The 26641-nt window shown below is 60.3% G+C and carries 25 protein-coding genes and 1 pseudogene; 5 read left to right on the forward strand and 21 right to left on the reverse strand.

Annotation, left to right across the window (positions count from 1 at the left end; all coding sequences use genetic code 11):
* Positions 1-97: 97 nt before the first annotated feature.
* The gene (phoB, locus tag BLU75_RS23360) at positions 98-787 is read right to left on the reverse strand and encodes a phosphate regulon transcriptional regulator PhoB (RefSeq protein WP_003231714.1); all 690 of its coding nucleotides are present in this window, start codon (positions 785-787) and stop codon (positions 98-100) included.
* A 152-nt stretch (positions 788-939) separates the two neighbouring features.
* Here phoB and BLU75_RS23365 point away from each other — a divergent pair, with 152 nt between their 5' ends.
* On the forward strand, positions 940-1317 hold the full coding sequence (locus BLU75_RS23365) for a COG4315 family predicted lipoprotein (protein ID WP_084381779.1): 378 nt from the start codon (positions 940-942) through the stop codon (positions 1315-1317).
* 124 nt (positions 1318-1441) lie between these two features.
* Here BLU75_RS23365 and ubiA read toward each other — a convergent pair whose 3' ends face one another.
* Together ubiA and BLU75_RS23375 are read right to left on the reverse strand one after the other, a co-directional pair.
* Positions 1442-2332, reverse strand: coding sequence for a 4-hydroxybenzoate octaprenyltransferase (ubiA, locus tag BLU75_RS23370; protein WP_084381780.1), 891 nt, complete (start codon positions 2330-2332; stop codon positions 1442-1444).
* Positions 2332-2895, reverse strand: coding sequence for a chorismate--pyruvate lyase family protein (locus BLU75_RS23375; protein WP_084381781.1), 564 nt, complete (start codon positions 2893-2895; stop codon positions 2332-2334). The genes ubiA and BLU75_RS23375 overlap by 1 nt, the downstream gene beginning before the upstream one ends.
* 196 nt (positions 2896-3091) lie before the next feature.
* On the opposite strand from BLU75_RS23375, the gene BLU75_RS23380 reads away from it, so the two are divergent.
* The 3 genes from BLU75_RS23380 (at position 3092) to BLU75_RS23390 (ending at position 4926) form a co-directional block, all read left to right on the forward strand.
* The gene (locus BLU75_RS23380; protein WP_032856748.1) at positions 3092-3259 is read left to right on the forward strand and encodes a rubredoxin; all 168 of its coding nucleotides are present in this window, start codon (positions 3092-3094) and stop codon (positions 3257-3259) included.
* A gap of 51 nt (positions 3260-3310) precedes the next feature.
* A complete protein-coding gene (locus BLU75_RS23385) occupies positions 3311-4459 on the forward strand; it encodes an NAD(P)/FAD-dependent oxidoreductase (RefSeq protein WP_084381782.1) in 1149 nt (382 codons plus the stop codon).
* A gap of 191 nt (positions 4460-4650) precedes the next feature.
* Positions 4651-4926 carry an HU family DNA-binding protein gene (locus BLU75_RS23390; RefSeq protein WP_040071769.1) on the forward strand — a complete coding sequence of 92 codons (276 nt, stop codon included), beginning with the start codon at positions 4651-4653 and terminating at the stop codon, positions 4924-4926.
* A gap of 156 nt (positions 4927-5082) precedes the next feature.
* Here BLU75_RS23390 and BLU75_RS23395 read toward each other — a convergent pair whose 3' ends face one another.
* The gene (locus BLU75_RS23395; RefSeq protein WP_084381783.1) at positions 5083-5670 is read right to left on the reverse strand and encodes a hypothetical protein; all 588 of its coding nucleotides are present in this window, start codon (positions 5668-5670) and stop codon (positions 5083-5085) included.
* A 27-nt stretch (positions 5671-5697) separates the two neighbouring features.
* On the opposite strand from BLU75_RS23395, the gene BLU75_RS23400 reads away from it, so the two are divergent.
* Complete coding sequence (locus BLU75_RS23400) at positions 5698-5979, forward strand: HU family DNA-binding protein (RefSeq protein ID WP_084381784.1); 282 nt, start codon at positions 5698-5700, stop codon at positions 5977-5979.
* Between the two features lie 371 nt (positions 5980-6350).
* Here BLU75_RS23400 and BLU75_RS23405 read toward each other — a convergent pair whose 3' ends face one another.
* The 17 genes and pseudogenes from BLU75_RS23405 to tssA form a co-directional block, all read right to left on the reverse strand.
* On the reverse strand, positions 6351-6824 hold the full coding sequence (locus tag BLU75_RS23405; RefSeq protein WP_084381785.1) for an SMI1/KNR4 family protein: 474 nt from the start codon (positions 6822-6824) through the stop codon (positions 6351-6353).
* Positions 6825-6836: 12 nt separating this feature from the next.
* Positions 6837-7145 carry an HNH endonuclease gene (locus BLU75_RS28410; protein WP_373863676.1) on the reverse strand — a complete coding sequence of 103 codons (309 nt, stop codon included), beginning with the start codon at positions 7143-7145 and terminating at the stop codon, positions 6837-6839.
* 81 nt (positions 7146-7226) lie between these two features.
* Positions 7227-7868 (reverse strand): annotated as a pseudogene (locus tag BLU75_RS28415) (RHS repeat domain-containing protein); the annotation flags it as partial.
* A gap of 89 nt (positions 7869-7957) precedes the next feature.
* A complete protein-coding gene (locus BLU75_RS23415; RefSeq protein WP_084381786.1) occupies positions 7958-8620 on the reverse strand; it encodes a hypothetical protein in 663 nt (220 codons plus the stop codon).
* Between the two features lie 13 nt (positions 8621-8633).
* Positions 8634-13019, reverse strand: a complete 4386-nt coding sequence (locus BLU75_RS23420) for an RHS repeat-associated core domain-containing protein (RefSeq protein ID WP_231982589.1) — start codon at positions 13017-13019, stop codon at positions 8634-8636.
* Positions 13020-13031: 12 nt separating this feature from the next.
* Positions 13032-13466, reverse strand: a complete 435-nt coding sequence (locus BLU75_RS23425) for a DcrB-related protein (RefSeq protein WP_084381573.1) — start codon at positions 13464-13466, stop codon at positions 13032-13034.
* Between the two features lie 18 nt (positions 13467-13484).
* Positions 13485-15416, reverse strand: a complete 1932-nt coding sequence (locus BLU75_RS23430; protein ID WP_084381572.1) for a type VI secretion system Vgr family protein — start codon at positions 15414-15416, stop codon at positions 13485-13487.
* Between the two features lie 133 nt (positions 15417-15549).
* Positions 15550-18228, reverse strand: coding sequence for a type VI secretion system ATPase TssH (gene tssH / locus BLU75_RS23435; RefSeq protein WP_084381571.1), 2679 nt, complete (start codon positions 18226-18228; stop codon positions 15550-15552).
* The gene (gene tssG, locus BLU75_RS23440; protein WP_084381570.1) at positions 18221-19264 is read right to left on the reverse strand and encodes a type VI secretion system baseplate subunit TssG; all 1044 of its coding nucleotides are present in this window, start codon (positions 19262-19264) and stop codon (positions 18221-18223) included. The genes tssH and tssG overlap by 8 nt, the downstream gene beginning before the upstream one ends.
* A complete protein-coding gene (gene tssF, locus BLU75_RS23445) occupies positions 19228-21087 on the reverse strand; it encodes a type VI secretion system baseplate subunit TssF (RefSeq protein ID WP_084381569.1) in 1860 nt (619 codons plus the stop codon). The genes tssG and tssF overlap by 37 nt, the downstream gene beginning before the upstream one ends.
* Positions 21084-21599: a type VI secretion system baseplate subunit TssE gene (gene tssE / locus BLU75_RS23450; protein WP_084381568.1), complete on the reverse strand. Its 516-nt coding sequence runs from the start codon at positions 21597-21599 to the stop codon at positions 21084-21086. The genes tssF and tssE overlap by 4 nt, the downstream gene beginning before the upstream one ends.
* Positions 21596-22042 carry a hypothetical protein gene (locus BLU75_RS23455; protein WP_084381567.1) on the reverse strand — a complete coding sequence of 149 codons (447 nt, stop codon included), beginning with the start codon at positions 22040-22042 and terminating at the stop codon, positions 21596-21598. The genes tssE and BLU75_RS23455 overlap by 4 nt, the downstream gene beginning before the upstream one ends.
* Positions 22039-22488: a type VI secretion system amidase effector protein Tae4 gene (locus tag BLU75_RS23460; RefSeq protein WP_084381566.1), complete on the reverse strand. Its 450-nt coding sequence runs from the start codon at positions 22486-22488 to the stop codon at positions 22039-22041. Before BLU75_RS23460 ends, BLU75_RS23455 begins: the two co-directional genes overlap by 4 nt.
* 80 nt (positions 22489-22568) lie before the next feature.
* Entirely contained in the window at positions 22569-23057 is a 489-nt protein-coding gene (locus tag BLU75_RS23465) for an Hcp family type VI secretion system effector (protein ID WP_084381565.1), read from the reverse strand.
* Positions 23058-23231: 174 nt separating this feature from the next.
* Positions 23232-24725 carry a type VI secretion system contractile sheath large subunit gene (gene tssC, locus BLU75_RS23470; RefSeq protein WP_084381564.1) on the reverse strand — a complete coding sequence of 498 codons (1494 nt, stop codon included), beginning with the start codon at positions 24723-24725 and terminating at the stop codon, positions 23232-23234.
* Positions 24726-24727: 2 nt separating this feature from the next.
* Positions 24728-25234, reverse strand: a complete 507-nt coding sequence (gene tssB / locus BLU75_RS23475; protein WP_084381563.1) for a type VI secretion system contractile sheath small subunit — start codon at positions 25232-25234, stop codon at positions 24728-24730.
* 54 nt (positions 25235-25288) lie between these two features.
* Entirely contained in the window at positions 25289-26308 is a 1020-nt protein-coding gene (tssA, locus tag BLU75_RS23480; protein WP_084381562.1) for a type VI secretion system protein TssA, read from the reverse strand.
* Positions 26309-26641 lie beyond the last annotated feature (333 nt).

A 26641-nucleotide genomic window follows, 5' to 3' on the forward strand; every position in this document is an offset into this window, starting at 1 on the left:
CCTTCGGAGCAGTTGCAGGTTTCAAGCTGCAAGCTTCAAGTTAGAGCGAAGCGGTGTCCATCTTGCCGCTTGTCGCTTGAGGCTTACCGCTGCCTCATCAGCCTTTGGTGGAAAACCGGTATCCAGTGCCGCGTACGGTTTGTACCAGATTCTCGTAAGCGTCGCCCAAGGCTTTGCGCAGACGGCGGATATGCACGTCGACGGTACGCTCCTCGACGTACACATTGCCGCCCCAGACTTGATCAAGCAATTGCCCGCGCGTGTAGGCACGTTCCTGGTGGGTCATGAAGAATTGCAGCAGACGGTATTCCGTGGGGCCCATCTCGGCCGGCGTGCCGTCGATGGTCACACGGTGGCTGATAGGATCGAGTATCAGGCCGCCGACTTCGATGGGCGCCTCGCCATCGGTAGGGCCGGCGCGACGCAGCACGGCTTTCAGGCGCGCGACCAGTTCCCGTGGGGAAAACGGCTTGGTGATGTAGTCATCGGCGCCGACTTCCAGGCCCTGGATCTTGTTGTCTTCTTCACCCTTGGCGGTGAGCATGATGATCGGGATGTCCCCGGTCAGTTCGTCGCGCTTGAGGCGGCGAGCCAGCTCGATGCCGGAGGTGCCGGGCAGCATCCAGTCCAGCAGAATCAGGTCCGGCTTGCGGTCGACGATAATGGCATGGGCCTGCTGGGAGTTCTCCGCCTCCAGGCAGTCGTAGCCGGCCATTTCCAACGCAACGGCGATCATCTCGCGAATGGGCGCTTCGTCGTCAACGATCAGAATGCTCCTGCCAACCATGCTAAGTCCTCTTGTCATTTAACTGTCTTGCGCCGCATTAGATAACGGAATTATTGCAGTCGTGTGACAGTATTTTAGAGGCTTGCGCAATTGGCGCGATGCTGAACTACGCTTTGAGTCCGAATCCTGACAACCACATAAGGATGCTTGCGATGAATCACAGTACTTTTTCCTGCAAAGCTTTGCTGGTGATGGCGGCATTGGCGCTGCCGAGCCTGGCGTTTGCGACGGAGCCGGCGATGGCCAAAGGCGGGATGCTGGTGGACCATAACGAGATGACGCTCTACACCTTCGACAAGGACGCAGAGGGAAAATCAGTGTGCAAGGATCAGTGCGCAACGAACTGGCCACCGCTGAAAGCCGAGTCCACGGATACGCCAACGGGTAAGTGGACGGTCATCACCCGTGACGACCAGACCAGCCAGTGGGCGTATGACGGCAAGCCGGTCTATACCTACAAGGACGACAAGCAGGCCGGCGACAAGACCGGTGATGGCAAAGGTGGCGTCTGGCACATCATCAAACCCTGATCATCAAAACCATTGTAGGAGCGAGCTTGCTCGCGAAAGTCGACAACGCTAACGCGCGCAACCTGACACTCAACGGTGCCCTCGGGTTTTTCGCGAGTGAACTCGCTCCTACAGTATTGAGCTGTCAGCGAAATGCGTAGTCCGCGACAATCCCGACAAAAATCGCCAGCCCCGCCCAATGGTTGTGCAGGAACGCCTTGAAGCACTTCATCCGGTCCTTGTCGCGGGTGTACCAGAACTCCCAGGCGAAGCACCCGGCCGCCGCCAACAAGCCCAGGTGGAACCAGCCGCCCAACTCAAAGCGCGTTCCCGCCGGCAGCAGGCAGACCAGGGCCAATCCCTGCAGGGTCAGGATGATGATCCGGTCGGCGTCGCCGAACAGAATCGCCGTGGATTTCACGCCGATTTTCAGATCGTCATCGCGGTCCGTCATTGCGTAATACGTGTCGTAGCCCACGGTCCACAACAGGTTCGCGATGTACAACAACCACGCCGCGGCGGGCAGGCTGCCGGTCTCGGCGGTGAATGCCATCGGCATGCCCCAGGAAAACGCCGCCCCCAGCACTACCTGTGGGTAATAGGTGTAGCGCTTCATAAACGGGTAGCTGGCCGCCAGTGCCAGACCACCCAGTGACAGCCAGATCGTCGTCGCATTAGTCATCAGTACCAGCAGGAAACTGACGAACATCAACACCGCAAAGAACACCAGCGCCTCTTTGGAACTGATCTTGCCGCTGACCAGCGGCCGTTGCTCCGTGCGCTTTACATGACCGTCAACCTTGCGGTCGGCCCAGTCATTGATCACGCAGCCGCCCGCGCGCGTCAGTACCACGCCGAGCACGAAGATCACGATATTGCTCCAGGAAGGCGAGCCTTCGCCGGCGATCCACAGCGCCCACAGTGTCGGCCACAGCAGCAGGTAGATGCCGATGGGCTTGTCCATGCGCGTCAGATGAATAAAGTCCCAGGCCCTGGGGTTCAGGCGATTCATGGACTTGAGCAAGCGCTGGTACATCAGCAATTCTCCGGGTTGTCGTTCACGGCGTGCCACAGGCTCGGCAGGAACACTTCCGCCACCAGCACGCTCAGCGGCCCGCGATCAAAGCGCGAACGGCGCGCCCACAGGTCATCGGCCTGATCCAGCGCGGGCAGCCATGCGCGCGGATAGCGGCACACTTCGATGGCCTGGCGGGTGAACGCCTGGTCACAAAACAGCAGTTCGCCCAACGAGCGGCTGCCCAGTTCATCCATCTGTAAGCCGTCGCCCTGCAGCGCGCTGCGCGCCGCCACGCTGCGCGCAAACACCCAGGGCTCTTCATGTCCACGCAAATACACCTCGCGCACCCAACCCATGCTCGCTGGCGGCAGGTCGAGGGCGGCGCATTCGTCGTCTCGCAGTGGCTGCCAGCCTTCGAACAACGGGGTGACGCTGAAGCCGTTGCTGGACAAGCGCGTCAGGCGCCGTGTCAGCGAGTCTTCATCGAACAGCCAGTCGAGGATCACAGGGGCGGGTGAGGGGCTCAGAAGGCTCTGGGTCAGCCATCGGCAAGCATCGGGAACGGCAATTGAGTGCGGCACAGAGAGTCGTTATTGGCAGTCAATGAGGCGGCGAGCTTACCATGGCGACTTGAGTTTTTGCTGGCGTGCGCGGCAACCGTGGGTCGAACATGCTTGCATCTGGACGCACCGATCAGTACAAAACGCCCTGAGCCGAGCGGCAATGCTGTATCTATCGACTGTCGGCCAGTAAGCCTGGACCCTGAGGAAGCAAGTAATGAAGAAGTGGCAATGTGTAGTCTGCGGCCTGATCTACAACGAAGCGGACGGTTGGCCGGATGACGGGATCGCTCCAGGCACCCTGTGGCAGGACGTACCAGAAGACTGGCTGTGCCCGGACTGCGGCGTCGGCAAGATGGATTTCGAAATGATCGAAATCGGCTGATTGTTTGATCCCAAGAAGCGAATTCCAGAAACGTACTGCAAGGAGAAAGGCATGAGCGCACCTGTCGTGATCGTTGGCACGGGATTGGCCGGTTACAACCTGGCTCGGGAGTTTCGCAAGCTTGATGGCGAAACCCCGCTGCTGCTGATCACTGCGGATGACGGGCGCTCCTACTCCAAGCCCATGCTGTCCACCGGTTTTGGCAAGAACAAGGACGCCGACGGCCTGAGCATGGCGACACCGGGCGCGATGGCCGAGCAACTCAAGGCCGAAGTGCGGACCCACACGCGCATCAGCGGCATCGACCCGGGCCACAAGCGCCTGTGGATCGGTGAGGAAGCGGTGGCCTATCGCGACCTGATCCTGGCCTGGGGCGCGGAAACCGTGCGTGTCCCGGTGCAGGGCGATGCTGGCGAACTGATTTTCCCGATCAACGATCTGGAAGACTATGCACGCTTTCGCGCCGCCGCTGCCGGCAAGCGCCGAGTGCTGCTGCTGGGCGCCGGCCTGATCGGCTGCGAATTTGCCAACGATCTGATGCTCGGCGGTTATGAAATCGACCTGGTAGCCCCGTGCGAACAAGTCATGCCGACCCTGCTGCACCCGGCAGCCGCCGCCGCGGTACAGGCCGGGCTGGAAAGCCTGGGGGCGCGTTTCCACCTGGGGCCGGTGCTCAACCGCCTGCAGCGCAGCGCTGACGGCCTTGAGGCCCACCTGTCTGATGGCGAAGTGATTCAGTGTGATCTGGTGGTCTCGGCCATCGGCTTGCGTCCACGGGTAGACTTGGCGGCTGCGGCCGGTTTGCAGATCAACCGCGGGATCGTTGTCGACCGTCACCTCAAGACTTCCCACGCCAACATCTACGCCTTGGGCGACTGCGCCGAGGTCGATGGCCTGAACCTGTTGTATGTGATGCCGCTGATGAGCTGCGCCCGGGCCCTCGCTCAGACCCTGGCGGGCAACGCCACGGCGGTTACTTACGGACCGATGCCTGTCACCGTCAAGACGCCGGTGTGCCCGCTGGTGGTCTCGCCCCCGCCCCGGGGTAGCGAGGGCGCCTGGAGCGTCGAAGGACAGGGCGCCGACATCAAGGCCCTGTGCCGCGCCAGCGACGGGCGCCTGTTGGGTTATGCGCTGACCGGCGCTGCAGTCATGGAAAAACTCGCCCTGAACAAGGAGCTTCCGCCGCTGCTGGCGTAAATGCCGGTCGTTCTGTCGGATTAAGCACCTTCTTGGGCATAGAAAGGTCGCCGCGAGACTGGCGCGGGCACCGCTGGCATGCCATCCTCACTCCCGTCTGCCGCAGAGTAGAGCCTGCGGCGCCTTGGGCGCTGCTCCAGCAGAGAGCAGCACGGACATAACAACAAAAAACCGTCAAAGAGGCTTCACTTATGCGTAAACCAGAACTTGCAGCCGCCATTGCTGAAAAGGCAGACCTGACCAAAGAACAGGCCAGTCGTGTCCTCAACGCCGTTCTCGAAGAAATCACCGGCGCCCTGCACCGCAAGGACAGCGTCACCCTGGTGGGCTTCGGCACCTTCCTGCAGCGTCATCGCGGCGCCCGCACCGGCAAAAACCCGCAAACCGGCGAGCCGGTGAAAATCAAGGCGAGCAACACCGTCGCGTTCAAACCGGGCAAATCCTTGAAAGACAGCGTTAATCCTTAAGTCACGCCGTACCCGCTACGCTGCGGGCGAGCACGGATAAAAAATGGGCACGCCGACTGGGTCGGGTGCTCATTTTTTTTACGAATAAATCTGTCCCCCTTTTCTCAGTCCCCCGGGTTGAGTGAGCCACGAAAAGCGTGCACGCGCGCCACCCGATCATCTAAGCGGTGCAGGTAGGCGGCGTGTTAAGGGCCGTAGACTCTCACGATCCGTCCAAAGCCCCGGGAAGACTTCAAACTTCAAATCGTCGCGGTTAATGCCCGTATCAAAATGGCGGCACAACCGGTCACTCAAGTCTTCATCCCCCCACATGTTGGTGAGCTCGCATTTTTCAATCACGTCGCGGCTTTTCGAGAGTTTCAGATCTGCCTTCAGCGCCGGCACCAAGCTGTAATCAGCAGCACAGTCTTTGCCGGTATCGATCAGATCGGCACCACGAAACGGGAAGCCACCTTCAAAGTTGACGTGCGGCCTTAACCAATAACGTTCATGGTCTGAGAGGCTCAATGGGGTTGTGGACATTAGTTTTTCCACCGCCATACGTTGGGTAACCACTTTCCCTACATAGCCGCTGAACAGGATCATGCTGTTCTCCAGCACGAGATCGGTCCAGACACCATCGACGCTTTTTACGTCGTAAAAGCGCATGACTGAATTTTTGAACATCTGACCTACGGTGTATAAATCGTCCCGCAACTTAAGGCTGGCTAAATCGCCTTCTTTCCAGGTTATGCGCTTGGCCATGGGCTCACTCCGTTTATAAAGTCATTGATGTCAAAAGGCGACGGATCTATTTTCAATCAAGTAAATCCGTCACCTTTTTTGACCAAAGAACTGGCCAGTCGCGTCCTCAACGCTGTTCTCGAAGAAATCACCGGCGCCCTGCACTGCAGGGACAGCGTCACCCTGGTGGGCTTCGGCACCTTCCTGCAGCGTCATCGCGGCGCCCGCACCGGCAAAAACCCGCAAACCGGTGAGCCGGTGAAAAGCAAGGCGAGCAACACCGTCGCGTTCAAACCGGGCAAATCCTTGAAAGACAGCGTTAATCCTTAAGTCACGCCGTACCCGCTACGCTGCGGGCGAGCGCGGATAAAAAATGGGCACGCCGACTGGTCAGTGTCCACCTTATTTGCTGTCGAATAGTTCTTTCATGCTTTGCGCAGCTTTATTTACACGTTCAAGTGCAACGTCGCTACCAATACGCAAGTCTTCGGGTAACTCAAAGTGGCCCATACAGTCGTTATCGTTCAACGCATTGCGCAAATGAGCTATCACGCGGTAAATAATGTGATCGAAATAAACGAAATAAAGGGGACGGATTTATTTGATTATTCTTCTTACTAATAAATCTGTCCCCATTTTCGCCCGTTCTCGTCCCCGTTTTCCATCGTTCTCCCTAATCTAATCCTGCAGTGTTGGCTTCGTTATTCATCGTCAAAATCATCCTCGTCACTCAGCCCTTGGACGAATCGGAGGAAATTCGAACAAAGGTTTTTTTCGGATTCAGCCTGATTTTCTTCAGGGCTAAGGTCGCTATCAAAGGTGTCAGTCGTGAAATAACTGATGGCCCCAGAATCAAGGTTCAAGCAAAAAAAATTGCCGCCCAAATCGTCCGCGAAGGCAAGAAGTTGCGCAGGAAGAACTTGTTTCTTCAGCATTAGCTGGTACGTGGATAACAACGTTGGTTCACCGTAGGCAATTGGCCTGAAGGAGGCCACTTCGATTGGATCGAAAAAGTCTTCGCTGACCCAATAGGCCCGTTCCGGCACGCCGCCGTTGTACTTGAGGTAATGGTTTCTAAAGGGAATCGGTAGCTTCCTACCGATGACAGATTCCACGTGATCCAGATCCGCCGAGGTTATGCTCGTTTCGCAATCTGAAAATTTGTTTTCAAGCATCGAAACCTCCAATTATGAGCAGCGCCCAGGTTTGGTTTTGCGGTTGGGAATCTTGTTGGCGAGCCATCCTTTTTTTGATGCTTCAAGGACTGACTCACTGCTGCCGTATTTAACCTTGAAATGTTTTTCATATTGAGCAACTGAGCCTCCATGGGGGTATGTGGCCTCATGGGCAGATTTTCGGATCAGTTGCATCGTTGTGTTGCCCGTTTTAGGATCGAAGTCATCAACGTGGTGCCAGGTATAGTGCTTCTTAGCACTTTTAGGAATGCCGGCCTCTTCGTAGGCTTGAGTAAAGTCGCGCGGTCTTGAGCCTTGCATCTTGATGGTCACGATATTTTTTTGTGAACCTTTAATCGGATACAGATCACTGCTTCCAGTGAAGTCCACCCCTGCAAACGCCCAGCCCCAAGGATCCGCCCAACCAATAGGGTTTGGTGCGTATTGATAAAGATTGAGACCACCTTCCAACCCAATCGGATCCGGCGTCGTAAACCGTCCCACATCCGGATCATAAAACCGAAACGTATTAAAGTGCAGCCCCGTCTCCCGGTCCAGATACTGGCCCTGAAACCTTAGGTTCTGCTCCTCGATGTAATACGGCTCGCGCACTTCTTCCAGCGTGTTGCCCCACACCCGATACGTTGCTTGCCAAACGTTATGCCCATCCGCTTCCGTCAGTTGTTCCGGTAGTCCGTTCAGATCGTTGTGGTAGTAGCGGATTTTTTGCAGCGGGCCGTTGCCGTCGACGCGGGCCAGGGGTTGGTAGCCTTCGTCTTCGTAAACATAAAGGCTGGTCTGGCTGTGTTTGTGTTCCTGCAGCAGGCGCAGGCCGTCCCAGGTGAAGCGGGTTTCGCCGAGGGGATAACCGTCGCTGCCGTGTTCGGTTTTTTCGATGCGCCGGCCCAATGGGTCGTAGGTCATTTTGACCACGCTGGCGTTGTCGTTGCGCACTTCGATCAGGCGACTTTCGGCGTCGTAGGCGAAGCGTTGCAGGCCGCGTTTGGCGCTGCGTTTTTTGATCATCCGGCCGAAGCCGTCGTAGTGCAGCAGTTGGCGCTGGTCCCCAATGTATGTTGCGGTCTCGCTCCCGACGCCGTATCAGGTGACAGTATAATTCCTGCTCTATGTACTCACGTAAATTGAACTAGGAAATAGCCACCTACCTCCCCTTCTTTCATCTTTTTCGCCCGATTATCGGCAAATATATAGCCGATACCTCCACCGAATATTCCTTCGTGTCGAGAGCTTATTTTTGCGATATCGGCGTCGATTAGCTGAGCCAAAAAGTAGTAGCGAGGGCTTTCATACAAGGGGTCTTGCAACCATGCGGGCCGACCTAGAGCCTTACTGATCCCCGCGCCACTGTCCAAGTCCTCCAGCTCCTCCTCCATCTGTTCGGGAGTGAGTGGCTGCTGGGCAATGTATGTTCGTGGAATCGGATCAACTAACGTAGCAGGTGTGAGTTCAGACGTTGCCAACGTGTGAAGCAGGACGCAGCTGTGGCCAAGTTGGAGTTTTTCCATCTCACTTTGTTGATGGACCGTCAACTTGCGTACCGAGGAGCGCGTGTAGGTTTCTTCATTGCGCTCAACGCAGACGAATACCGTCAGGGCCATCCCGGAGGGTATGAATGGGACGCCCAAGAAAGTCGAGTTCATCGTAATCACAGGCAGCATCAACTGGCCGGTTTGCGGGTGTTTAGGCCACAGATCAAGATCTGTCAGCCATGCCCCCCCGCCTATTTGTCCAAGGTTGTGGTCCTGCTCTGAGAGAATAATTTGATTGATGCCCATAGCCTGTGATCCTTTAGAAACAACCTTTTCGTTTGGCGAATGACGCGGCAGAGCGCCTCGCCGTTCTGGCCTGTTGTTGTGTGATGATGCCGGTTTTGACCAATGAGTTGTGTATAGCTTGGGACATGAGGCGAATCTCCAGCTTCCCACGCTTAAACATCTGATTGGCCCCCATTCCGCGAGCGCGCCGCAAACGATTTTCCTCAGCATGTACCATGTCGTGATGCTTGGGCGATAGCGCTATGGATGGGTTGCCTTTGTAACGCCGACCTTTGGCGATACCTTTTTCTTCCAAAAATTTATTGCGGACAATCTCATGTGCTTCCAGCCCATCATTTTTGTGAGCCTTTGCACCGTAACCTGCCACTTCACCTTCTTTGAGCAGGCCAAGCGGATCGATCCACCCGGACGTATTGGGTGCATACTGGTACAGATTAAATCCACCCAGCAACCCGATCGGATCCGGCGTCGTAAACCGTCCCACATCCGGATCATAAAACCGAAACGTATTAAAATGCAGGCCCGTTTCCCGGTCCAGATACTGGCCCTGAAACCTTAGGTTCTGCTCCTCGATGTAATACGGCTCGCGCACTTCTTCCAGCGTGTTGCCCCACACCCGATACGTCGCTTGCCAAACGTTATGCCCATCCGCTTCGGTGAGTTGTTCCGGCAGGCCGTTGAGGTCGTTGTGGTAGTAGCGGATTTTTTGCAGCGCGCCGTTGCCGTCGACGCGGGCCAGGGGTTGGTAGCCTTCGTCTTCGTAAACATAAAGGCTGGTCTGGCTGTGTTTGTGTTCCTGCAGCAGCCGCAGGCCGTCCCAGGTGAAGCGGGTTTCGCCGAGGGGATAACCGTCGTTGCCGTGTTCGGTCTTTTCGATGCGCCGGCCCAGCGGGTCGTAGGTCATTTTGACCACGCTGGCGTTGTCGTTGCGCACTTCGATCAGGCGACTTTCGGCGTCGTAGGCGAAGCGTTGCAGGCCGCGTGTGGCGCTGCGTTTTTCGATCATTCGGCCAAAAGCGTCGTACCGGTAGCGCTTGTCCTGGTAGGTCAGCAGTTTGTTGTGCACCACCAGCCCGGCACCGGTTTGCGGGCCGTCGAGCAGGTTGGCGGCGGCGTCGTAGGCGAAGGTTTCGCGCTGGCCGTGCTGGCTGTCCTGGCTTGCGATGATGCGGCCGGTGGCGTCGTAGTGCAGCAGTTGGCGCTGTTGCGCGGCGGGTTGTTGGTCGAGTTTGCCGATCAGGTTGTCGGCGGGGTCGTACTCGAAGTGTTTTTGCAGCGCCGCCGGCATCAGCGCGGGTTGGCTGCTGTGGCGGCGTTGGCGGGCGCGCAGGCGGCCGGCGCGGTCGTATTCGCTGCGGGTGCTGATCTGGCCTTGGGTGCGCAGCACTTCGCGGTGCAGGCGGTCGCGTTCGAAGTCGCTGATGACCTGGCCGTCGAGGTTGATCTGGTGCAGGTGGCCGCTGCCGTAGTACAGGCGATTGAGCCAGCGGCCGTCGGGCAGTTGGCTCTGGATCAGGTTGCCGAGTTCGTCGTAGTGATGCTGCAGGCTGCCGGTGGCGCTGTGTTCGCTGAGCAATTGGCCGAGCGGGTCGTAGGCAAAACCCAGGGTTTGCGCGGTGCCGTGCAGGTCGGTGAAGGTGACGGCGGTGAGCTGGTCCAGCGCATCGTAAGTGTATTCGGTGCGGCCATCGTCGGTGACCTTGGCGATCAGTCGGCCCACGGCGTCGCGTTCCAGGCGGTGGACGATGGGCGCTGGCGGCGCTTCGGGAATGACTGCCAGGCCCGTGCCGTAGGGCGCGGGGAGCGCCGTCAGCGCCGCGACGTTGTCGAGTAAATCGTAGGCGTAGCGCTTGGCGCTGCCGTCCAGATCCTGCTGCTCGGTTAGCCGATCGCCGGCATCCCAGGCGAACCGATAACGCTCGCCGTTTTCGTTGGTCAGCGTTTGCAGCCGCCCGTAGCTGTCGTAGCCGAATTGCACCTGCCGCCCGTGGGCGTCGGTGCGCTGGCGGACCTGGCCGCGGCGGTTGTGTTGGTAGAGCGTGGTGTGCCCGGCGGGGTCGGTGTAGCCAGTCAACTGCCCGGCGATGTCGCGTTGGTAGTGCTCGGTGCGGCCGTCCGGCAATTGGCTGCTGAGCAAACGCCCCTGGGCGTCGTAGCTGAACTGGGTGCGCTCGCCGAGGGCGTCGGTGATGGTCTGTAAATAGCCGCGCTGGTCGTAGCTGAAGCGTGTCGGGTAGCCCGAGCAATCGATGTGTTCCACCAATTGGCCGAAGGGATTCCAGCGCAGCTTTTTGCTTTTGCCGCTGGCGTCGATGATTTCCACTACTTGGCCGTGGGCGTCGTAGCGGTAGCGGGTGACATGCCCCAGCGGATCGGTTTCGGCGGTGCAGTTGCCGCGCTGATCGTAGCGGTATTTCCAGCTGTGGCCAGCGGCGTCGGTGTCTACCAGCGGCAGGGCCCAGTGTTCCAGCCATAACGTCGAATCGCTGCGGCCCAACGGATCGGTTTCGCCGATCAGGTTGCCAGCTTCATCGTAGCTGTATGCATAGCGCCCACCTTGCGGATCGGTGGCGCTGAGCATCTGGCGTTCGTCGTTCCACTCGAACAGCCAGGTCTGGCCGAGGTTGTCGCTGTAGCGGGTGATCTGGTGCTGGCTGTTCCACTGCCGCGTGCTGACCCGCTGCAAACCGTCGGTGATGCGGGTGAGGCCGGCCTTGAGGTCATAGTCGAACTGGTAGGCGTCGCCCTCGTCGGTCCAGTGGCGGACCACGCGCCATTCCAGCTCGTCGATCAACGCCCATTCGTAGAAGCAACGCAGCCCTGTGGGCAGTTGGTGTTCGACCATGCGCTGGCCGGCGTCGTAGCTGAAGCGCCGTTGCACCTGGCCGCTGGCGTCGCGCACTTCGCTCAGGTTGTGCGCCGCGTCGTAGGCGTAGCTGACCAGCACTTCGCGCTGTTGGTCGGGGTAGAGGCGTTCCAGGCGGCTGAGGCGTTCGCCTTCGCGGATCAGCTCGACGTGCACCCGATCGAAGGTATCGCGCAGGCGTATCAGGCGTCCGGCATCGTCGTAATCGAGGAAGATGCGGTTGTCGTTACGGTCGCCGAGCTGGCTCAGGCGCAGCCGTGAGGGGCTGGCTGGCGTAGGTTCGAACAGACGATACAGGCCGTCATCGCTTTCGATCAGCACCTGCCCGTTGAGGTGGCGTCGCACGGCGAGACCTTCACCGGGGCTGAACACCGCGCCGCCCAACGGGATCGAGCCCATGTCGATGGGCCGCGCCTGTTCGTCGGTGTAGACCAGGGTTTCGCCGCCTTCGGGGTGCGGACGGCTCTCGACGCACACTTCATAGGGCACGCTCCAGCCCGCACCCAGCAGGCTGCCCGAGCGTTCGTCGCGGCTGTTGTAGAAGCGCTGCCAGTCGATCGGCAGCACGCCGGGCAAGACGAAGTCCAGCTCTTCATCGCGACCCAGCACCTTGGCGCCGGTCGCGGCATGCACCGGGTTCGACGAGCCCATGGCGGCATTGGCCGCCGCGCCCATGGCGCTGCTGACCGCCATCGACGCCGCGCCCCCGGCCAGCATGCACGGCAGTTTGCTGAAGAACTTGCCCTTGCCACCCTTGAGCATCAGCAACGCGGTGACCGCCAGGCCCACGCCCGGGGTCTTGCCGCTGCGGATCTCACGCACCACCACCGAACCGCCGCCAATGGTCACGTTCGAGGAAATCAGCCCGGCTGACACTACCGTTGCATCGCAGGTGCTGCGATCGCCGCTGCGCACCGCGGGCTGGCCGTTGATGGTGACCTTGTCCGAGCCTTCGGCCATGAACTGCGGCGGCATCGGCGGGTGCTTGGTGCAGATCACCAGGTCTTCCGGCCGGGTCTCGGTGCCAGGGGCGGGCGTGGCGACGGTGGGGCGCCACATCTGCGAGAAGAAATTGCCGGCCATGTCCAGGTAACTGGGCTCGGATTGTTCTTCCGGTTCGGGCATCTCCAGTTCGGTGCCGGCCGGCGCCACATGCGACATCACGGCGCCGGCGGCGCGGGCCGAGGCGATGTTGTTGGTGAAGGTGTCCTTGGAGCCGGTGAGGATGTTGGCCTGCACCGTGGGCGGAAACAACGCGTTGCCAATGCCCTCGCACATATCGCTCAGGCCTTTATCGGCGCCGGTCTTGCTCATGGCGATGCCAACGACCGTCCCCACCACCGCGCCAAGCAGGAAGCAACCCAACCCGCCGGTGGCCACGGTGATACCGGTCGCCGCCACCACGGCAGCCGTCGCCAGGGCAGTGATGGCGATATTGGCCGCCACCTCCAGCACGCCGCCGAGAATGTCGGCCATCATCGAGGTGTGATTGAGCGCGTCGCCCATGCGGGCGGCCCAGAGTGCGTCAGACATGCAGTTCGCTCATCAGGCCGGGACGTCGAACAGCAGCGAACCCTTGATAGTTGCCCAATGCGCGGCTTCGGCATCGCCGAGTTTCTCGGCTTTCACGTAGCTCAGCGCAAGCATCTTGCGCGTGCCTGGCAGCACCAGCGCCAACTGGTACTGGAAGACTTTTTCATTGCCCTTGTTGAACCGGCTGCGCAGCTCGATGCCTTCGACTTCCTGGTTGGCCCCCAGGCGCACGGTGGCGCCCGGTTGGCAACGCAGGTCCTGTACCTGTTGCTCGAGGCGCTTGAGCTGGTCGTCGAGGTTGCTTTGCAGGGTTTCGCCCTCGGCCAGCAAGCTGCGGCTGACGATAAGCGACGTGCCCAGCTCGGGGAACTTGAGAATGTTGATCGTGGCGTCCAGCAACTCGCTGGGCGGCAGCTGGAACTGGAATTCATTGATGCGGTAAGTCATGACGGATAAATCTCGAGGTTAGCCCTTGGGGAACGCGGCGCTGATGTTGGCGTCGATGCCAGCCTTGACGCCCTGGCCGTCCGGCGTGGCACCGGGGCCGCCGCCGTTGTTCAGGTGCAGCACGCCGCCGGTGTTGAACTCGGCATCGCCGCTGGCGTAAACGCTGATTTGCACGCCCGTGAGGTTGATCTGCCCGCTGGCATTCAACTCCAGAATGCTTTCACCGCAGACCAGGCGCAGGTTCTCGCCGACTTCGATGACATAGCTCTGGCTGATGCTGTCGGTCTTCTTCTGGCCCACCGAGAGGATGTCTTCCTGCTTGACGATGCGCAGGCGGTTATTGCCGATGGTCACCGTCTCGTCATGGCCGATGCTCTTGTTGCGGTCGTGGCCCACCGAATGGCTTTCGTCGACCTCGACCACGATGTCCTGGTTGCGCTCGGCATGGATGTACAACTGCTCCAGTCCCTTCTTGTCCTCCATGCGGATTTCATTGAAGTTGGCGGGCGTGCCGCCTTTGCTCGAACGGCTTTTCATGCCGCTCTGGGTGGCGTTTTCCGGCAGGTCATAGGGCACCGTCTGTTCGGCGTTGTACACGCGCCCGGTGATGATCGGCCGGTCGGGATCGCCTTCCAGGAAGCTGACGATCACTTCCTGGCCGATTCGTGGAATCTGCATCGAGCCCCAGTTTTTCCCGGCCCAGGATTGCGACACGCGAATCCAGCACGAGCTGTTTTCGTTGGACTGGTCGTGGCGGTCCCAATAGAAATGCACCTTCACCCGACCATACTGGTCGGTCCAGATCTCCTCGCCCTTGGGGCCCACCACCAGTGCGGTCTGCGGGCCTTTGACAATGGGCCGGTAGGTGTTGGCCAGCGGCCGGAAGCTCTGCTGCGCGTCGATGCAGGTCAGGCTGCTTTCGAACTGTGCCGACGCGGCGCCGCCGCCGGACTCCAGGTTCTCCTGAGTGATGTAGTAGCGCGCGCCGACGATCAGGTATTCACGGTTCTGGTCGCGGCGACTGAAGCCGGTGAGGCTGAACAGATGGCCGGAGCCCAGGCCGCGGGCGTTACCGCTGAATTCCACTTGTTCATGCAGGGTTTGCAGGGCTTCGATGCGGGTGCGGGCGTAGTGTTCACCGTCAGCGCTTTGCACGTAGGTGCCGGGATAGTCATACAGCGGATAGTCACCGGCAGTGTGCGGGCGGGGCATCGCCGAACGCACGTCGATCCGCGCGCTGGGGCGCTGGAAGTCGTAGTCGTTGAGTTCCAGCGAGCCGGGCTGCACTTCCTGGGCGAGATGCCAGTTGTGCATATGGTCGCGTTCGCGTTGCTGCTCGTCCTTGGGGTAGTAGGGCACCGACTCGTAGCCGGGCACTGTGAGGTGAGCGCCGTAGGCATCGGCCAGCACCAGCACATGGCGATCCTGTTCGTGGCGGAAGAAGTAGTAGATCCCTTCCTGTTCCATCAGGCGGCTGACGAAATCGAAGCTGGTCTCGCGGTACTGCACGCAGTATTCCCACTCGCGATAAGGTCGGCTCAGGGCATCTTCAAAATCGGAAAAGCCCAGGTCGCGGAACACTTGCTTGATGATCTGCGGGATCGTCAGGTTCTGGAAAATCCGGCAGTCGGAGGTCCGGCTCAACAGCCACAGCCAGGGGCGCAGCGTCACTTGATAACTGGCGAATTGGCCACGGTCGATGTTTTGGCTGCAGCGCGCGACGATCCCATGGAAATAGCGCTCGCCGCCATTCGCCAGTTGCAGGTTCAGGCCCATCGGCTTGCCCAGCAACTGGTTGAGGTCGATGTTGGCGTCCAGCGAGTTCAGTTGCAGCTCGTAGTTGAACAGCCGCCCAAGCTCTTCGCCACCGCCCATCTCATTGAGCAACAGCACATCCGGCCCGAGAGGGCTGGTGATCTTGGCCAGGCGTGAGGCTTGGTTGAATAACATCGGTTAACCCGTTCAATTGTAGGCGCGAGCTTGCTCGCGATGGTCGTTAACGATGACGCTGGCATCTTAAATGAACGCGGCGCCTTCCAGTCCTTCGCGAGCAAGCTTGCTCCTACAGGTATTGCGGCGTTGGCTATGCCGCGTCGCTGAAGTCGTAGTGTAATTCGTTATCCCGCGTGCTGATCCGCACTCCCGCCAAGGCCTTGCCTTCCAGCATGCGCGTGAGGAACTCGCGGCTCATGTCCGGCAACAGGCTGTTGGTCAGGATGGTGTCGATCATGCGGCCGCCACTTTCGGTTTCGGTGCAGCGCGAGACAATCAGGTCGATCACCGCGGCGTCGTAATCGAACGCGACTTTGTGGGTGTTCTCCACGCGCTTCTTGATGCGATCGAGTTGCAGGCGGGTGATTGCCTTGAGCATCTCGTCGCTCAGCGGGTAGTAAGGAATCGTCACCAGGCGTCCGAGCAGCGCTGGCGGGAAAATCTCCAGCAGTGGTTGGCGCAGGGCCTTGGCAATGGCCTCAGGTTCCGGGATGCTCGCCGGGTCTTTGCAGACCTGGGAAATCAGTTCGGTACCGGCGTTGGTGGTCAGCAGGATCAAGGTGTTCTTGAAGTCGATCACCCGGCCTTCGCCGTCTTCCATCACACCTTTGTCGAAGACCTGGAAGAAGATTTCATGCACATCCGGGTGGGCCTTTTCCACCTCGTCCAGCAGCACCACGCTGTAGGGTTTGCGCCGTACCGCTTCAGTCAGCACGCCGCCTTCGCCATACCCGATATAACCCGGCGGTGCGCCCTTGAGGGTCGACACCGTATGGGCTTCCTGGAACTCGCTCATGTTGATGGTGATAACGTTCTGCTCGCCGCCGTACATGGCTTCGGCCAGGGCCAGGGCGGTTTCGGTCTTGCCTACGCCGGAGGTACCGGCCAGCATGAACACACCAATCGGCTTGCTCGGGTTGTCGAGGCCGGCGCGAGAGGTCTGGATGCGCTTGGCGATCATCTGCAGGGCGTGATCCTGGCCGATGATGCGTTTCTTCAGGTGCTGGTCGAGGTTAAGTACCGTTTCCAGTTCATTACGCGCCATGCGACCGACCGGGATGCCGGTCCAGTCGGCGACCACCGAGGCCACGGCCTGGTAATCCACGGTCGGCAGGATCAATGGCGTTTCACCTTGCAAGGCGGTGAGACGCTGTTGCAGGTCCAGCAGTTTTTCCCGCAGGGTGTGGCTCTCGTCGGTACCGACGTCGCTGTCGACCACGCCTGCTTTTTCCCGCAGCGTGGCGCGGGTGGCGAGCAGTTCGTCGACCAGGGTTTTCTCTTCAGCCCAGCGGCTTTCCAGGCTCGCCAGGCGCTCACGCTCTGCCGTCAGCAAGGCTTCGCTGTTGGTTTGACGGGCGCCGATGGCGATGCCGATCGCGTGCTCGCGAGCGATGATTTGCAGCTCGGTTTCCAACGCTTCGATGCGGCGGCGGCTATCGTCCACTTCCGCTGGAACCGCGTGCAGGCTGATGGCGACGCGGGCACAGGCGGTGTCCAGCAGACTTACGGATTTGTCCGGCAACTGACGTGCTGGAATATAGCGGTGGGACAGCTTGACCGAGGCTTCCAGGGCTTCGTCGAGGATTTGCACCTGGTGGTGTTTTTCCATGGTCGACGCCACGCCGCGCATCATCAGCAGCGCTTTGTCTTCGGCAGGCTCGGCGACGTGTACGACCTGGAAGCGGCGGGTCAGCGCCGGGTCTTTTTCGATGTGTTTTTTGTACTCGGCCCAGGTGGTGGCGGCCACGGTGCGCAAGGTGCCACGGGCCAATGCCGGCTTCAGCAGGTTGGCCGCATCGCCGGTGCCGGCGGCGCCACCGGCACCCACCAGGGTGTGGGCTTCATCGATAAACAGGATGATCGGCTTGGGCGAGGCCTGGACGTCTTCGATGACCTGACGCAGACGCTGTTCGAACTCGCCTTTCATGCTGGCGCCGGCCTGCAGCAGGCCCACATCAAGACTGCGCAGTTCCACATCCTTGAGCGCGGGCGGCACGTCGCCGGCGACGATACGCAGGGCGAAACCTTCGACCACGGCGGTCTTGCCGACGCCGGCTTCGCCAGTGAGGATCGGGTTGTTCTGACGCCGACGCATGAGGATGTCCACCAGTTGGCGGATTTCTTCGTCACGCCCGACGATCGGGTCAAGCTTGCCGCTACGGGCTTGTTCGGTCAGGTCGACGGTGAAACGCTTGAGGGCTTCCTGCTTGCCCATAGCGCTTGGGGCCATGGCGCCGCTGGCTTCACCGGGCACGGCGCCGGCATTGAAACCATCGCTGGCGCCGAGGGCGTTTTCCGGCGAGTCGCCGACGTATTCGTCAAAGCGCTCGCTCAGGGCTTCGGCCTTGATCTTGTCGAATTCCGACGACAAGCCCAGCAGCGCATGGCGCAGGCTTGGGGTCTTGAGAATCCCCAGCACCAGGTAACCGGTGCGCACCTGGCTTTCGCCAAACATCAGGCTGCCGTAGACCCAGCCGCGCTCCACGGCTTCTTCGACGTGGGACGACAGGTCAGTGATCGACGTCGAGCCACGGGGCAGGCGGTCCAGGGCGTCGGTCAGGTCGCGGGCCAGGCGCGCCGGCTCCAGGTTGAACTGACGGATGATACGGTGCAGGTCCGAGTCCTGCAGTTGTAACAACTGGTGAAACCAGTGGGCCAATTCCACATACGGATTGCCCCGCAGCTTGCAGAACACAGTGGCGGCTTCGATGGCTTTGTAGGCCACGCTGTTGAGTTTGCCGAACAATGCGGCGCGACTGATTTCACCCATGCTCTGGATTCCTTGAGGTGGTGGCCAGTTCGGCGTAATGCCGGGCCAGGATTAGGTCGTTGGCGTCGTGTCCGGGTTGGCCCAGCCACGTATTGAAGCCCAGTCGGAACTGGCCGTTAAGCCTCAGTGCGGGGACTTCAGGTTGTTGCAGAACCAGGTTGAGGTCCCAGTCCAATTCATGGCCCAGGTATTCGGCCACCCAGGCCACCAGTTCGTTGAACGGCTGGCTGCCGGGCAACATGCCCATGTAGTCATCGAGCGTGAGCGGGCCCAGGCGAATGCGGAATTTATGCTGGCGATCCCAGACGTGGCTGCCCAGGCAAAAATCCATGCCGAGCTGGTGGGCGCTGACACCGACGCGGCTGCGCTCGGGCAGTTCCAGCCATTGGCCGACATATTCTTCGATCGCTACCGGCAGGCCGAAGTATTCGCCGAGGATTGCTTTCAAACCGTCGGGGTAGCGGGTTTGCGCGCTGAGGTGGCCGCTGTAATGCAGTTTCGCGGTGTCGGGGATCTGGCCCTGTTCCAGCAGGCTGGGCATGCCTCGGCCACTCAGGGCCGCCAAGCGTGCCGACCAATAATCATCGTCTGGGCGATCATGGCTGACCGTTGGCCGCGCCTCGGCCCAGGCCCGGTAGAACAAGGTCAGCAGGCGATGGTGGAACACATCCAGGAAGCGCTTGCTGGTGCCGTCGGCATTGTTGCGCTGGCGTTCGCGCACGTATTCGGTGATGTGCAGGGGCAGCGGGCCGTTGGGGCCACCGAGGCCGAAAAAGAACTGCTCCAGACGCGCCGGCTTGTCGTCGCCGCCCGGCTCGACCGAGGCCAGGGTGGCCGGGGCGAAGGTGCAGTCGGCCTGTTGCCCGAGGCGCAGCGGGTCATCCGCCAGGCGCAGGGAGTGGCCCAGGCGCGGTAGGTCCGGCGATTCGCACTCGATACGCCGCAACGCCTGGAAGAAGTCATATTCCCAGGGCTGCTGATGCATCGCATCCAGGGTACTCACAGGGTCGGACGGCGTCCGGGCTTGGCTTTCCATCGCATGATCTCGCCGCGTTCGGTGGTACGGATCACCGTCTCGGTAAAACTGTTGATCGACACGTAGCGTGCCAGAAAGCGTTCGAACACCGCACCGAGCAGGAACACGCCGGTGCCGCGAAACGCGTTTTCGTCAAATTCCAGGGTGATTTCCAGGCCCCGGCCAAACACGATCGGGCCGGGCATCGGCAGGCGTCGGGTCACGGCTTTGCTGCTGACTTCGCGCAGGCCTTCGATTTGCAATTGCAGGGCGGCGTCGTTGCTGTCGCCGTACAGGCGCAGCAACTCACGCAACGCAGCGGCGCCCTGGCCTTGCTCACTGAGGGACAGGTAGTTGAGTGACAACTGGCTGATCAGGCGCCAGGCCTTGGCATCGTGGGCGTGGCTGGCGCGTGGGCGGCTGGGCCCGGCGACGCAGCGCACCGCCAGCACTGGGGCACTGTCGGCCAGGGTGAAGTCAGTCTTGCCATTGCCCACGCTCATGAACAACGGCAAATCGCGGTTGGTGCACAGCGCCGTCACGCCCAGCTGACGCAGGTCGTGGCGGTAGGGCGCCTGTTGACTGTCGACCAGGCTGACAAAGGTCTCGCTGCCCACATAGGTCGAGCGCGGACCGTTGCGGCGCTGGTCGCTGGACAGCACGCGCGGCTCGCGGCGCACGGTGTAATAGGCCAGGTCGCGCCCGTAGCGCGACGGATCACGTACGGCATAGAACGGCAGGAACGGCTGATCCGGCCCGGTGCCATGGCCGGTGATGCCGCTCAGGGAGTGAATCTCGAAGTCCATCGGCCGGGTACGGTCGGCGATCACATGGTGTTCGTTGACCCGCTCGGACAAGTGAATGCGGTCCACCCGCTTGGGGAACAGGTTGATCGCCGGGGTGCAGAACGGTACGAACTGCGCCGCGCCAACGCTGCCTTCCAGACTCGGCTCATGGCGGTCGAACAGCACGATCAGTTCCAGTTCCTGGCCGTCGCACCGTTGCACTGCACGACTCAACTGCGCGATCTCAACGAACAGAAAGCGGTGGGGCAGAGCAAAGTATTCCTGTAACAACCGATACCCCTGGAAGGCCCGCGAGACCACCGGCATCGCCGCATCGGCATCGTCGAAACCGCGTGAGCGCAGCGCGTCCTGCGGCAGGCGCTCGACCCAGTCGCCTCCGGGCTTGCGCGCAAATACCGCACAGGCATTGCCCAGCAATTGTTCGTAGAGGCGAAACGGTTGCTCGTCGGCGCCATTGAGGTACAGCGGCAGGTCATTCAGGGCCAGGCTGTTGAACGGCAATTCAGCGCCGGTGCGCAAGGTCAGTCGCAACCCGGCCTTGGCCTTGGGTTCGCTGGCGGCCAGGCGCCCGAGTACGGCGGAGGGATTGCCAAAGTACTCGGCCTGGCTGACACGCAGCGGCCACAGCGTCACCGGATGCGCGGTGCGATACTCGCAGCAGGTTTGGCTTTCACGGCCTAATGCGGCGCGCAGGACAGTGCCTCGCGGCAGTGGAAAGCCGTCGGCGAGGGAGCCCTCGTCGGGATCGGCCTGAAACTGCACCACGGTCATCGACGGCGTCGGCGCGAGGTAGTGCGGGTAGGCGATCTCCAGCAGGTTATGGGTGAAGGTCGGGTACTCGGCGTCGAGCTTGAGCTGCACGCGTGCGGTGAGGTAGGCGAAGCCTTCGAGCAATCGCTCGACATACGGGTCGGCGCAGTCCATGCCGGACAGGGTCAGCCGACTGGCGATCTTCGGGTATTCCTTGGCGAACTCCGCGGCGCTTTCGCGCACGTGGTGCAGTTCCTGGTTGTACAGCTCGAGCAGGCGCGGATTCATGAGCGTCTCCGCTGATCGGCATTGACCACGCGCACGTGGCCGGACTCCAGGTCCAGATCGGTTTGCAGCAACAGACGCAACGGCACCGGTTGCGCCCACAGGTCGCCTTCAATCTCGAAACTCAGAGCATTGTGGTTCATCTCGCCGTGGGCCACCCGCGCCTTGACCCGCAGGGTGTGGCGCAGGATGCGTGGCTCAAACGTGGCAATCGCCTGGTAGATCAAGGCTTCCAGGGCGTTGATATCGACGCTGGAGGCACTGTTGCCGGCCAGGGCCGGCAGGCCGTAATTGACCACCGAGGTCCCCGCCGGGGTGTGCAGCGTCGCATCGGCGCTGAGCAGGGAGGTGGTGTTGAGCAGCCACGCAAGATCTCGCAGCACCGAGGCTTTCAGCTGGCTCAGGGACAGCACGCGCTTGTCCGCGCTTTCCTTGGGGTTGCTTGGGTCGTCGTCGGTCAACCGATCCAGCAGGGAGGGTTGCAGGCGGTCGCGGGTGGCGATTTCGGTTATCACGGGAAAAGTCCGACGAAGTGCTTCTGGTCTATCACGCCGCCCATGCAAAATGAACTCTGGGCTACGATGGACGTTTCCAGACGGCCTTGGATCTGGCGGACAGCCTGATATTGAGATGTGCAACTACGGCTGGGTTCGGGCTCTGCTTGTGAGTGATAGACGAGGATGATCAGTTCGTTATCGCTGACAGCTTCAACACGAGGTAATCCCTTGCGGTCCGGGCTGAATTTGCATGGCCAGGGGATTTCTAGTTGCAGCAGGCTTTGGTCGGGTTTGCGCAATGCGCAACGTTGCTGGTGATTTTCCAGTATCAACGTCTGCCCAGCCAATATCACCCTGTCCTTGGCAAGCTCAGCCGTTGAGGGCGGGGCCTGCTCTGCACAGGCGGACAGGCTGGAAACAACGCAAGCCGCAAATAGGGGCAATATCCATAGCTTGATCATGTGAGCTCCCAGAACCAGACTTGCCTGGAGGCATGTGCGGGGTCATCGTAGCTGCCGGTCTGTCCGCGTCTCCATACGTCGATATGGTCACCTGAGCGGGCCTCGGTGCTTTCTCCATATCGTCTGAAGCAGTCTTTGAAGAAGATGATTCCGGTCTTCTGTTGCAATGTGCGACGGTCTTCGGCGCTACCGGTCAAGATTGTCGGGCGACCTAAGTAATGGCGCCACAGCCAGTTGGCAAGTGACTCTGCGCCTCGCGCATGGCCATGCGCGCATTTGGGCTCGGTGTAGGTCGAACTGTTGACCTTGATGGTGTGCTCGCCGTTCAGGGCGATGCTCATGCGGATAGCGCACTGATTATCCCAAGGCCCGTCACAGGCCGGAGGATGGTCGGAAGAATAGGGCGGATAGCTGTTCCACAAATTGATAAACGAAGGCTTGGCCATGACTCATACACCAGTGGGAAAGGACAGGACTCGAGCAAGCACCAAACACCCCCGGCATGTGGCACCGGGGGCATGTTCGATTACGCCTTGATGTTCTGGCGGATGTTCCAGCCGAACTTGATCGGACCGCCGTCCTTGGTGCCGTCGGCTTTCTGCGGCTGGTAGTCCACCAGCACCTTGGCGAAGTTCAGGGTGACGTTTTCGGTCAGGCGATCATCGTTGCCCGAGCCGCCAGTGCTCAGGGACGTGATCAGCACTTCTTCCAGGTTGATGATCATGTACTCGACCTGGTTTTCGCCGCCGGCCTTGCGCACGGTCAGCTTGACCTTGTCGATGTGCTTGCCGCTGGCGCAATGCATCATCAGGTTGGGCGAGGCTTTGTCGACGTACTTGGTCAACGACAGGTCCTGGATATTCACCTTGCCTGCGCCACCGCCACCACCGACGTGCATGTTGCCGGACTGGGACATGCCCCAGCTCCAGTTCAATACGTCGACTTCGTCCTTATGGGCCTTGTCCATGGACTCGCCCTTGATGTCACCGATCTTGATGAAAATATCAACAGCCATGTTTTCTCCCTGTGTGGTCTCAGCCACAGACGTTGTGGGCGTCGCCGACCTCTGTAGGAGCGAGGTTGCTCGCGAAGGTCGTCAACGATGACGCTGGCATCCTGAATGAATGCGGCGCCTTCAAGTTTTTCGCGAGCACGCTCGCTCCTACAGAGAGCGAGTCGGTCCCGATTTTTACGCGCCTTTGGCAGAAGGCAGTTTGGATACCAGGCGCAACGACACGGTCAGCCCTTCGAGCTGGTAGTGCGGTCGCAAGTAGAACTTGGAGTTGTAGTACCCGGGATTGCCTTCGACTTCTTCTACGATCACTTCGGCGGCAGCCAATGGATGCTGGGCCTTGGTGGTTTCAGTGGAGTGCGCCGGGTCACCGTCGACGTAGTTGAGGATCCAGTCCTGCAACCAGCGCTGCATCTCGTCCTTCTCTTTGAAGGAACCGATCTTGTCGCGCACGATGCACTTCAGGTAGTGCGCAAAGCGGCAGGTGGCGAACAGGTACGGCAGGCGCGCGGCCAGGTTGGCGTTGGCGGTGGCGTCCGGATCATCGTATTCGGCTGGTTTCTGCAACGACTGGGCGCCGATGAACGCGGCAAAATCAGTGTTTTTCTTGTGCAACAACGGCATGAAACCGTTTTTGGCCAGCTCCGCTTCACGGCGGTCGCTGATGGCGATTTCGGTCGGGCACTTCATGTCCACGCCGCCGTCATCGGTAGGGAAGGTGTGGGCCGGCAGGTTTTCCACTTCACCACCCGACTCCACGCCACGGATGCGCGAGCACCAGCCGAAATGTTTGAACGAGCGGTTGATGTTCACCGCCATCGCGTACGCGGCGTTGGCCCAGGTGTACTTGGAACTGTCGGCGCCATCGGTGTTTTCTTCGAAGGCGAAGGCTTCCACCGGATCGGTCTTGGCGCCATACGGCAGGCGCGCCAGGAAGCGCGGCATGGTCAGGCCGATGTAGCGCGAGTCTTCCGACTCACGCAGCGCGCGCCAGCCAGCGTATTCCGGAGTGGTGAAGATCTTGGTCAGGTCGCGCGGGTTCGACAGTTCCTGCCACGAACCCATGCCCATCACGGTGGGCGATGCCGCAGCGATGAACGGAGAGTGCATGGCGGCGCAGACTTTCGACAGCTCGCCGAGCAATTCGACGTCGGGAGGCGACTGGTCGAAGTAGTAATCGCCCACCAGGCAACCGTAAGGTTCGCCGCCGAACTGGCCGTATTCCTCTTCGTACATCTTCTTGAAGATCGGGCTCTGGTCCCACGCGGTGCCCTTGAATTTCTTCAGGGTCTTGTGCAGGTCGGTCTTGGAGATATTGAGCACGCGAATCTTCAGCTGCTCATCGCTCTCGGTGTTGTTGACCAGATAGTGCAGGCCACGCCAGGCGCTTTCCAGTTGCTGGAAATCCGGGTGGTGGATGACCTGATTGACCTGGGCGGTGAGCTTGGCATCAATCGCGGCGATAATCGATTCGATCGACTTGATGGCGTCGTTGGACACCAGGTCTGTCTGCGCCAGGGCCTGTTCGGCCAAGGTGCGCACGGCGGTTTCCACCGCTTCACGGGCGCGCTCGGTCTTGGGTTTGAATTCTTGCAGCAACAGCGAGGCGAACTCGCTGGTTTCTTCGGTTGCGCCGAGGTTCTGGGCGCCTTCGCGTGCGGTATCGGTCATGATCATTGGTCCTGTGCTGGCTTCGGCGCGCTCGCCAGGGCCTGCAACAGCGCTGGATCCTTGATCGCCTTCATGATGATTTCTTCAGCGCCGGTCTTGCCGTCCATGTAGGTCAGCAGGTTGGCCAGTTGCGTGCGCGCTTCAAGCAGCTTGTTCAGCGAGTCGACCTTGCGCGCCACGGCGGCGGGGCTGAAGTCGTCCATGCTTTCGAAGGTGATGTCCAGGCTTAGGTTGCCTTCGCCTGTCAGCTCGTTGGGCACGTGAAACGCGACGCGCGGCTGCATGGCCTTGAGGCGTGAGTCGAAGTTGTCGACGTCGACTTCAAGGAACTTGCGATCGGCCACCGGCGCCAACGGTTCGGCGGGTTTGCCGGCGAGGTCGGCCATGACGCCCATCACGAAGGGCAGCTGGACCTTTTTCTCGGCGCCGTAAAGCTCGACGTCGTACTCGATCTGCACCCGGGGCGCACGATTGCGCGCGATGAATTTCTGAGAACTTTGCTTCGCCACGTTGCTGCTCCTGGTCGCTTGAGCGACGGTGTTGTTACTGCGAAAACCAGACGTTTATTCGCCGTCCGGTCCACGCAGGTTTTCAAATTGGGACATGCCGTCTGGAATCAGATTGCGCACGATGGCCGCGAAGTCGGCGTGCACCAGATTTTTCGCACGGTTCAACAGCACCGGCAGCGGGCTCGAAGGCTCGTGACGGCTGTAGTACGCAAGGATTCGATCCAGATGGCGCAGCACTTCATCGCGGCTGGCGATTTCGCCGGTGCTGCGCGGTGCGGCGGGCGGTGCTGCGTGCTCGACCGAGGCGGCGTTGTCGTCACTGACAACCTCGGGTTCACGACTGTCACCGTCCTGGGGGGCAAACTGACTGAAAATCTGCAACGCCTGCTTGAGTGGTTGCTTGAGCGGGCCGAGATCCACGCCTTGGGCGGAACCGACCTGGTCACTGACGTATCGCTCAATGGTTTCGCAGGCGCTGCGCGCTTCATCGAGCGCGACGCGAGTGGCTTGCACCTGTTGTGCGTCGCTGTCGAGAAAGGCCCCGGTAAGTTGTTCGGCGCCGAGTTGTTCACCGGGGAAACTTTGCAGGCCGCTGGCGTTGAGCGCGCCCCGCAGGCTCACGGGACCAAAGGTTCGGGAGCGGGTGAGGATGCTTTCGCGCAGCAAGCGAATGGTCTCGTCGCAGGTCAGGCCGGCGAGGGCGTTGATGCGTACCGTGGGGTCGTTGTTGTCCTCGGCGTCCAGGCGCGGATGCAGGTCGCCCCAGTACTGCTGAAGCAGTTCGCTGATCAGGCGCAGGACATTCGCAAGTCCGCTCACGCCTTGCAGGGCGAGGGAGCTTTGCAACAGGAAATGGGTGATGCGCAAGTCTTTGCTGCGTTGCAGCAGGTCCAGGCTTTGCTGCTGGATACTGCGCCATTCCGGCGGTTCGGCGGGCAGGATCGAGTCGCCCATGCTGCGTTCGGGTTGACCCTGGGCAGCACGTTCCAGATGCAGATAGTCCGCGTCATATTCCAAGTCTTCACCACAGGGTGAAGTTGCGGAAACGGCGGCGAGCAGCAGCGGCACATCCACTAAATTCGATCTCCTTATCAGCCCGTTAGTCTCGGGCGACGCATGCATTAGTTGCGCACGGAACTTGCGCTTTTTATGGGCATGTTTTCTTGTCAGTGCAGGCTCTTTAATTTCAAAGTGCCATCATGCAAATTCAAGAAGTTATGCATTTTTGGTGTAGTAGTTGTGCCTTGTCAAGGTAAGCTATTCGCACCGTGTGACAGATGTGCGGTGCTTAACAAGCTGCGCGACCCGTAGGTCAAAGTCAGTGCCGTTAGAGGATTTTTGTCACAAGATCCAGTTAAGATCAGCGATCCTGCGGTTAAAACGGGCTTCTAGGGTGGTTTTCACGAT

The organism is Pseudomonas mucidolens, assembly GCF_900106045.1.
GTDB classification, from domain to species: Bacteria; Pseudomonadota; Gammaproteobacteria; order Pseudomonadales; family Pseudomonadaceae; genus Aquipseudomonas; species Aquipseudomonas mucidolens.